Annotated in this window: 1 protein-coding gene and 1 pseudogene; one reads left to right on the plus strand and one right to left on the minus strand. The window is 37.1% G+C overall.

Translation table 11 applies throughout. The annotated features are described in order from the left end of the window. Positions 1-808: glycosyltransferase family 2 protein (locus M595_RS27480; protein ID WP_023069844.1), on the minus strand; the 808-nt coding region annotated here is incomplete at its 3' end. 267 nt (positions 809-1,075) lie between these two features. Here M595_RS27480 and M595_RS27485 point away from each other — a divergent pair. Next, positions 1,076-1,531: pseudogene (locus M595_RS27485) on the plus strand (glycosyl transferase); the annotation flags it as partial.

Raw genomic sequence — 1,531 nt, forward strand, 5'->3', positions numbered from 1 at the left:
GCTCTTCCGATCTTTGAGGTTCAAGTTGTTCGCCTACATCTAGGAGATCGGGGAATATTTTGAGGAGATTTCTATACACCTCCAGACAGAAGTACCGTTTTAAAGTTTGGGAGAGTTCAAAGTTATGACGAATGATTGTTTCAGGTTTTATTCCACTAATATTAGATTGATGAACTCGATAGTTGACTAAAGCTTCTGGTAAGATATAAAGTTCATAGTTTAGACAAAATCGCACCCAAAAATCAAAGTCAGGAATTTGTCGAAAGCGAGCGTCGTAGAAGCCAATTTGCGAATAACAGTCTTTCCGAATTAGAGAGCTTGTTTGACAGAGACAGTTATCTTTACTAAAAAAGGTGTTTAGCCATTGAAAGCGAGTCCGGTTTTTCTGAATAAAAACTTTGTCGAGGAAAGAGTTAGAAGGGGGTAAATTTTTACCTTGACTGTCAATGAGCTGAGGATAACTCAAAACCGCCTGAAATTGAGGATTTTGATCTAAAAATAAAACTTGTTTTTCTAGCTTTTGTGGAACGAATACATCATCTGAATGTAGAATCGCGATCAACTCTCCTCGCGCTTGTTGAATTCCATAATTTGTGGCTACACTTTCGCCCTGATTTTGTTCAAAGCTAAAGAGTCGAATACGAGGATCGTTGTTTTCTAGAATTTTATCGACGGTTTGATCGGAAGATCCATCATTGACAATAATGATCTCAAAATATTGATAGGTTTGATTAAGAACACTATCGATAGCTTGAGAAATATAGGTGGCTTGGTTATAAGTTGGTATAACAACAGAAACTCGTGGCATGATGAGTAGAGGTAAACTTTAAATCAAAATAAAAATATTGCGTTTAGAGCTTAACAGAGATTGTTTGGGTTCGGTGTCTTCTGTTCAAGATTGATTCGATTTTTATACAGGAGTCAATAGAGCCTGTGAATTCGCAAAAAAACATTAAATTTATGATACAGTAAAAACAGTTGAGTCCGTTTGCAAGGATGAGATTGAGCTGTCCTTGTTGGATACAACGGATTAAGGATTAGATTAAACATTGAGTGTAGTCTGGCTGTTAAATTTATGAATGCAAATATAGCTAGCTCTCCAACTCCAGAAGAACAACGTTTTCATCCGTTCTCCCCCTCTTCTGATTTGCTCACCTTGTTAAGCGCCAATGCTCAAGTTATTGTGGAAGTTGGATGTCTACCGAACACAACAGCAAGTCAGTATAAGCAAATCAATCCTCACTGTTCATATATTGGAATTGTATCAAATTCTCAAGAGGCTGAAGCCTGTCTACATTTTGATCGGGTGATTGTCGGAGATTTTCAGCAGATTGAACTGAAATCTATCGGTTTAGAAGGGGGTAAGGTTGATTGTTTGGTCTATGATAATATTCTCCCCTTAACGAAAAACTCGATCCAAATTCTTCAGCATCACAGGAATTGGTTACATACTGAAGGAGAAGTAATCGCTTGTATTTATAATGTACAGTATTGGCGGAAAATTGTAAATTTGTTACAGGGAAAATGGGGA

The sequence above is a fragment of the Lyngbya aestuarii BL J genome, from assembly GCF_000478195.2.
GTDB classification, from domain to species: Bacteria; Cyanobacteriota; Cyanobacteriia; order Cyanobacteriales; family Microcoleaceae; genus Capilliphycus; species Capilliphycus aestuarii.